The organism is Nocardia nova NBRC 15556 (genome assembly GCF_001613005.1).
Taxonomy (GTDB): domain Bacteria; phylum Actinomycetota; class Actinomycetes; order Mycobacteriales; family Mycobacteriaceae; genus Nocardia; species Nocardia nova.
On sequence record NZ_BDBN01000093.1, the window covers coordinates 1 to 7,368 of the forward strand.

Annotated in this window: 5 protein-coding genes and 1 pseudogene; all 6 read left to right on the top strand. The window is 70.1% G+C overall.

Annotated elements, in window-relative coordinates; genetic code table 11:
• Positions 1-203, top strand: a pseudogene (locus NN2_RS29655) (cell division protein FtsI); the annotation flags it as partial.
• Positions 204-386: 183 nt separating this feature from the next.
• Entirely contained in the window at positions 387-2,072 is a 1,686-nt protein-coding gene (locus NN2_RS29660; protein ID WP_063017870.1) for a UDP-N-acetylmuramoyl-L-alanyl-D-glutamate--2,6-diaminopimelate ligase, read from the top strand.
• Positions 2,069-3,589 carry a UDP-N-acetylmuramoyl-tripeptide--D-alanyl-D-alanine ligase gene (locus NN2_RS29665; RefSeq protein ID WP_063017872.1) on the top strand — a complete coding sequence of 507 codons (1,521 nt, stop codon included), beginning with the start codon at positions 2,069-2,071 and terminating at the stop codon, positions 3,587-3,589. Before NN2_RS29660 ends, NN2_RS29665 begins: the two co-directional genes overlap by 4 nt.
• On the top strand, positions 3,586-4,662 hold the full coding sequence (gene mraY / locus NN2_RS29670; RefSeq protein WP_030514716.1) for a phospho-N-acetylmuramoyl-pentapeptide-transferase: 1,077 nt from the start codon (positions 3,586-3,588) through the stop codon (positions 4,660-4,662). Before NN2_RS29665 ends, mraY begins: the two co-directional genes overlap by 4 nt.
• Before the next feature lie 48 nt (positions 4,663-4,710).
• Positions 4,711-6,174 carry a UDP-N-acetylmuramoyl-L-alanine--D-glutamate ligase gene (gene murD / locus NN2_RS29675; protein ID WP_063017874.1) on the top strand — a complete coding sequence of 488 codons (1,464 nt, stop codon included), beginning with the start codon at positions 4,711-4,713 and terminating at the stop codon, positions 6,172-6,174.
• Positions 6,171-7,368: putative lipid II flippase FtsW (gene ftsW, locus NN2_RS29680; protein WP_082857375.1), on the top strand; the 1,198-nt coding region annotated here is incomplete at its 3' end. The genes murD and ftsW, both read left to right, overlap by 4 nt.

Here is a 7,368-nt window from a genome sequence, read left to right on the forward strand (position 1 = left end):
TCACCTTCGCCGGGATCGCCCCGGCCGACAATCCGCGCTACGTCATCGGCATCATGTTGAACGCCCCCGTGCGCAGCACCGACGGTAGTGGCGGGCAGTCGGCGGCGCCGCTGTTCCACAGCATCGCCTCCTGGGCGCTGCAGCGCGATCGGATTCCGCCGTCCACCGTGCCGCCGAAACAGCTTGTGCTCCAGGCGATGTAGTGGTGTGTGCGCCTGAATGTCCGGTTTCGGAACCGTGGGTGTCCGTCTGCGGCCCGCCGCACGGGCGGGTGCGGGCGCGGTGAGTCCGGGGACCCGGTGCGCGCGAGGCGGCCACGCTGCGTGGCCGTCGATCGCCCACAGGTAACCTGACTCCCCGACCCCGAATCTCGACCCGATGCACAGATGTGCGCCCACGAAAGGAGCCTGGTGCCCGTGCAGCCCAGCCCGCAGGTGCTTCGCCCCGCCGTTGCGTTGTCGACGCCGGTGCAGGCCGTTGCCGAACTGACCGGTGCGCGGCTGAACTCCGGCGACCCGGCCGGGATCGAGATCACCGGCATCGAACAGCGCTCGAACGCCGTGCAGCCCGGTGACCTGTTCGCAGGTCTGGCCGGCGCCAAGGCCCACGGCGCCCGCTTCGCCGCCGACGCCGTGGAGCGCGGCGCGGTCGCGGTGTTCACCGACGCCGCGGGGGCGGAGCTGATCGGCGAACTGGATGTGCCGGTGCTCGTGCACGACGATCCGCGCGCGGTACTGGGCGAACTGTCGGCGGCTGTGTACGGTCACCCCTCGCGGCGACTACAGGTCATCGGCATCACCGGCACCTCGGGCAAGACCACCACCTCGTATCTGGTGGAGGCGGGCCTCACCGCGGCCGGGCTGTCCACCGCGCTGATCGGCACGATCGAGACGCGGATCGCGCGGCGCGTCGATCCGAATCCGGAGGAGACCGCGGCCGGTGCGAGCGCCGCCGTCGAGTACCGCCGGGTGCCCAGCGCGCTGACCACACCGGAGGCGCCGCAGCTGCACGCGATGTTCGCGCTGATGGTGGAACAGGGCGTGCAGGCCGTGGTGATGGAGGTGTCCAGCCACGCGCTGGCGCTGGGCCGCGTGGACGGTGTGCACTTCTCCGTCGGCGCGTTCACGAATCTGTCGCAGGATCACCTGGACTTCCACGCCGATTTCGAGGACTACTTCGCCGCCAAGCGCCGGCTGTTCGTCCCGGATCCGGGCGCGCCGCAGCGACAGGTCGCGGCCGACACCTGTGTGATCTGCGTGGACGACGCCTGGGGCCGGCGGCTGGCGCGGGAGGCGGGCGGGCGAGCCCGGGTCGTCACCGTGGCGACCGCGGACTGCCCGACCGGGGAGACCGAACCGGAATGGACGGTGACCGGCGCCGCCGCGCTGGCCGACGGCGGGCAGCAGTTCACCGCGATCGGTCCCGCGGGTGAGATTTCGGCGCGGCTGCGGCTGCCCGGGCGCTACAACATCGCCAACGGCCTGCTCGCGATCGCGGTGTGCGCCGCGGCGGGTGTCGACGCGGCGGTGGCGGCCGCGGCGCTGGGCGAGGTGGATGTGCCCGGCCGGATGCAGCGGGTGAACGCGGGACAGGATTTCCTGGCCCTCGTCGACTACGCGCACAAGCCGGCCGCGGTGGAATCGGTGATCGCGACGCTGCGCCGGCATCTGCGCGACTCCGGCGGCCGCCTGGCCGTGGTCGTGGGCGCCGGTGGCGATCGCGACGCCGGTAAGCGGCCGCTGATGGGCGCCACCGCGGCGCGCGGCGCGGATCTGCTGGTCATCACCGACGACAATCCGCGCACCGAGGATCCGGCCGAGATCCGCGCCGCGATCCGCGCGGGCGCGCTGGGCATCGCCGAGGCCGAACGCGGTGAGGTGCGCGAGATCGGCGATCGGGCCGCCGCCATCGCCGCCGCCGTGGATTGGGCACGGCCGGGGGATGTGGTGCTGGTGGCAGGTAAGGGACACGAGACCGGGCAGGAGATTGCGGGTGTGAAGTATCCGTTCGACGACCGTGAGGTGCTGGGACAGGCCCTGGAACGTAAAACGAAAGACCTGACGGTTTCATGATCGAAATGACTCTGCGGGAGATCGCCGAGATCGTCGGCGGCACGCTGCACGATGTGGGCGATCCCGCGGTGACGGTGACCGGTGCGGTCGAATTCGATTCGCGCCGAATCAATTCCGGCGACCTGTTCCTGGCCCTGCCGGGGGAGCATGTCGACGGGCACGACTACGCGGGCAAGGCCGTGGCCTCGGGTGCGGTGGCGGTGCTGGCGGCGCGGCCGGTCGGCGTGCCGGCGATCGTGGTCGAACCCTTCGCCCCCGCGGCCGGCGCGTCGGCGAATCGTTCCTATGTGCTGGCCCACGACACCGACGGCTCGGGCGCCGCGGTGCTGGCGGCGCTGGCGAAATTGGCGCGGGCGAGTGTGGACCGGCTGGCCGTCGCCGGCCTGAACGTGGTCGGGGTGACCGGTTCGGCCGGAAAGACCTCCACCAAGGACCTGCTGGCGCGGGTGCTCGCGCCGTTGGGCGCGGTGGTCGCCCCGCCCGGATCCTTCAACAACGAACTGGGCCATCCGTGGACGGCGCTGCGCGCGGGAGCCGACTCCCGCTTCCTGGTGCTGGAACTGTCCGCGCGCGGTCCGGGCCATATCAAGGCGCTGACGGAGATCGCACCCCCGCGGATCGGTGTCGTCCTCAACGTCGGCACCGCGCACCTGGGTGAGTTCGGCGGCCGGGACGCCATCGCGCAGGCCAAAGGCGAACTGGTGGAAGCGCTTCCGCCCACCGGCGTCGCGGTGCTCAACGCCGACGACCCGCGGGTGGCGGCCATGGCCGAGCGGACCCGGGCCCGGGTGGTGACCTTCGGTCAGGCGTCCGGCGCGGACGTTCGGGCCACCGACATCGTGCTCGACTCCGAGGCGCGGGCGCGATTCACCCTGCACGCCAACGGGTCTCACGCCGAGGTGCATCTGGCGGTGTACGGCGAGCATCAGATCTCGAACGCGCTGGCCGCGGCCGCCGTGGCGCTGGAATGCGGTGCGGATCTCGACACCGTGGCCCGGGCCCTGGCCGGTGCGACGGTCGATTCGGCGCACCGGATGGATGTGCGGACCCGGCCCGACGGGGTCACCGTCGTCGACGACTCCTACAACGCCAATCCGGATTCCATGCGCGCCGCGCTCAAGGCGCTGGTGTCGATGTCGCGCGCCGGCGGTACGCCGGATGCGCCGCGCGGCCGGCGCAGCTGGGCGGTTCTGGGCGAAATGGCCGAACTGGGCGAGGAATCGGTCGTCGAACACGACACCATCGGACGGCTCGCGGTGCGGCTGGACGTCGACCGGCTGATCGTGGTCGGCACCGGGCGCCCGGCCCGCGCGCTGCACCAGGGCGCGGTCATGGAAGGCTCGTGGGGCGAGGAATCGATCCTCGTACCCGATATCGAATCCGCGATCGCCCTGCTGGACAACGAGATCGCGGCCGGTGACGTGGTACTGGTCAAAGCGTCGAACTCCGCCGGTCTGTGGGCGGTGGCGCAGCACGTGCTCGCATCGGGTGGGCAGGGCACGGAGGCAGCTGGATGAGGCAGATTCTGTTCGCGGCGGGGATCGCGCTGGCGGTATCGATCCTGCTGACGCCGCTGCTGATCCGCATGTTCGCCCGGCGCGGATTCGGCCAGGAAATCCGCATCGACGGCCCCGAGAGTCATCAGGCCAAGCGCGGCACCCCGACCATGGGCGGCGTCGCGATCCTGATCGGCATGTGGGCCGGATATCTGGGCTCGCATCTGATCGGGATCGGCTATCACGCCGACGGGCCCTCGGTCTCGGGTCTGCTGGTTCTCGGTCTGGCCACCGCGCTCGGCGTGGTCGGCTTCATCGACGACTTCATCAAACTGCGCAAACAGCGCAACCTCGGCCTGACCGCCGCCGGTAAGTACATCGGCCAGCTCGGCGCCGCGGTGATCTTCGGAGTGCTCGCGCTGCAGTTCCGCGGCGCGGGCGGGCGCACCCCGGCCAGCCGGCATCTGTCGTACGTGCGCGAGATCAACACCGTCTCGATGAGCGTGATCATCTTCCTGGCGTTCGTCTGCCTGGTCGTGGTCGCGTGGTCGAACGCGGTGAATCTGACCGACGGCCTGGACGGCCTGGCCGCGGGTTCGATGAGCCTGGTGCTGGGCGCCTACGTGATCATCACGTTCTGGCAGTACTACCACGCCTGCGAGTTCAAGGCCGAGGCCGGCTGCTACAACGTGCGCGATCCGCTGGATCTGGCGCTGGTGTGTGCCGCGGGCGCGGCGGCGTGCGTCGGATTCCTGTGGTGGAATGCGGCTCCCGCCAAGATCTTCATGGGCGATACCGGTTCGCTGGCCCTCGGTGGCCTGCTGGCCGGATTGTCGATCACCACCCGCACCGAACTGCTCATGGTCGTGATCGGCGCGCTGTTCGTCGCCGAGACCGTGTCGGTGGTGCTGCAGGTGGCGGTGTTCCGGACCACCCGCAACCGGCTGTTCAAGATGGCGCCGTTCCATCACCATTTCGAGTTGAGCAAATGGGCGGAGACGACGGTCATCATTCGGTTCTGGCTGCTCGCCGGAATCGCGGCGGCGGTGGGTCTGGGCTTGTTCTACAGCGAATACCTCTCTCAGGTCGGGTAAGCAGCGATGGTCGAACATACTCCGCGGGCCCTGCGATCACCGGGTCCCATGCTCGAATTTCTGCGTGGCCGCGACGTTCTCGTCGCGGGATGGGGGGTGTCGGGCCGCTCGCTGATCGAGCCGCTGCGCGATATCGGCGCCCGCCCCGTCGTCACCGACGCCGGGGAGAAGGCGATGGCCGAGGCCGCCGAACTCGGCCTCGACACCGCCACCGCGGCCGAACTCGTCGAACCCGGTGCGCTGGAACGGTTCGCGCTGGTCATCACCAGCCCGGGCTGGCGGCCGGGTTCGCCGGTGCTGGTCTCCGCGGTCACCGAGGGCGTTCCGGTCTGGGGCGATGTGGAATTCGCCTGGTGGGTGGATCAGGCCCGGCTCTACGGTCCGGTGCGCAAATGGCTGGTGATCACCGGAACCAACGGTAAGACCACCACCACCCAGATGACCCACGCCATCCTGCGCGCGGCCGGATTGCCCAGCGTCGCCTGCGGCAATATCGGGCTGCCGATCCTGGACGCGCTGCGCCGCACCCCGGGACCGCAGATCCTCGCGGTCGAGCTGTCGTCGTTCCAGCTGCACTGGGCGCCGTCGGTGCGCCCGGAGGCAGGTGTGGTGCTGAATGTGGCCGAGGATCATCTGGATTGGCACGGCGGCCTCGACGCCTACGCCGCGGCCAAGGCGCGTGCCCTGACCGGACGGGTCGGCGTGGTCGGCCTCGACGACCCCGTCGCCGCCGCGCTGGCGCGAAAGTCCAAGGCGCGCCGCACCGTCGGATTCCGGATCGGGGTGCCGGCCGACGGCGAACTCGGCGTGGTCGACGGTAAATTGCTGGACCGCGCCTTCACCAAGGCCGCGATCCTGGCCGAGGTCGGCGACATCAGCCCGCCCGGACCCGCCGGTGTCGCCGACGCGCTGGCCGCGGCCGCGCTGACTCGCGCTATCGACGTGGCCCCGCAGTTCGTCAAGGAGGGCTTGGCCGAGCACAAGGTGGGCCCGCATCGCGCCGCCTTCGTGCGGGAACTGGCCGGAGTCGGATTCGTCGACGATTCGAAGGCGACCAATCCGCACGCCGCGCGGTCGTCGATCCTGGCGCATCCGCAGGTGGTGTGGATCGCCGGTGGTCAGCTCAAGGGCGCCCATATCGACGATCTGATCGAGGAGGTCGCCGAGCGTCTCGTCGCCGCGGTGGTTTTCGGTCAGGACGCGCCGGTCATCGCGGCGGCAATGGCGCGACACGCGCCGGATGTCCCGGTGGTCGAGCTCGGTTCGGGTGACGATGCACAGATGAGCGGGGAACCCTCCACGGCCTCTCTGGTCGCCGAGATCGACGGCGCCGACGCGGTGATGGCCCGCGCGGTACGCATCGCCGCCGGATACGCGGGGCGCGGTGACACCGTCCTGCTCGCCCCGGCCGCGGCCTCCCTGGACATGTTCGCCGACTACACCCACCGCGGCCGCAGTTTCGTGGCGGCGGTGCAGGCCCTGGACGAGAGAGATATCGGGAGCCAGCAGTGACGAAACCGGCGCGCAAGCCCGTGGGCACCTGGTTCGGTGCCTGGCTGGCGCGCCCGCTGGCCGATTTCCACCTGGTCGTCACCATCGCCACCCTGCTCACCGTGCTCGGGCTGGTGATGGTGCTGTCGGCGTCCAGCGTGGAGGCCTACGCCGACGGCGGTTCGGCGTATTCGCTGTTCATGCAGCAGGCGTTCTTCGCAGCACTCGGCGCGGCGCTGTTCTACGTGGCGCTGCGGATCCCGATGCGGGTGCTGCGGCAGCTGTCGTTCCCGTTGTTCGCGGCGTCGGTGCTGTTGCTGGTGCTGGTGCTGATTCCCGGCATCGGTTCGCAGGTGCAGGGATCGCGGCGCTGGTTCGACCTCGGATTCGTCTCGGTGCAGCCGTCGGAGATCGTGAAGGTCACCCTGATCCTGTGGGGTGCGCACCTGCTGGCGACCCGCCGCAGCGACCAGACCGGCTACAAGGACATTCTGGTGCCGCTGGTGCCGGCCGGTCTGCTGGTCTGTCTGCTGATCGTGCTGGAACCGAACCTGTCGACGACCATCGCGGTCGGCCTGGTGCTGGTCGCGCTGCTGTGGTTCGGCGGGTTGCCGGTGCGGCTGTTCGTGACCATCGCGGTCTCGGGTGCGGTCGCGGCGGGAATTCTGGCGCTGTCGGCCGGCTATCGCTCCGATCGCATGCGCGCGTTCTTCAATCCCGGCGACGATCCGCAGGGCATCGGCTATCAGGCGCGCCAGGCGCTGTTCTCCCTCGCCGACGGCGGGATCTGGGGGCGCGGGCTCGGCCAGAGCCGGGCCAAGTGGAGTTATCTGCCCAACGCGCACAACGACTTCATCTTCGCCATCATCGGCGAGGAACTCGGATTTCTCGGATGTGCCTTGGTGCTGGGCCTTTTCGCGCTGTTCGTCTTCGTCGGCCTGCGCATCGCCAGCCGGTCGGCCGATCCGTTCCTGCGATTGCTGACCGCGGCCGCCACCACCTGGATCACCGGGCAGGCGCTGATCAACATCGGTTACGTGGTGGGTCTGCTGCCGGTGACGGGCCTGCAGTTGCCGCTGGTGTCGGCCGGTGGTTCGTCGCTGGCGATCACGTTGATGATGTTCGGCCTGATCGCGAGCGCGGCCCGGCACGAACCCGAGGCGATCGCCGCGTTGAAGGCCGGGCAGGACGGGCGGTTCAGCCGGTTGCTGCGGC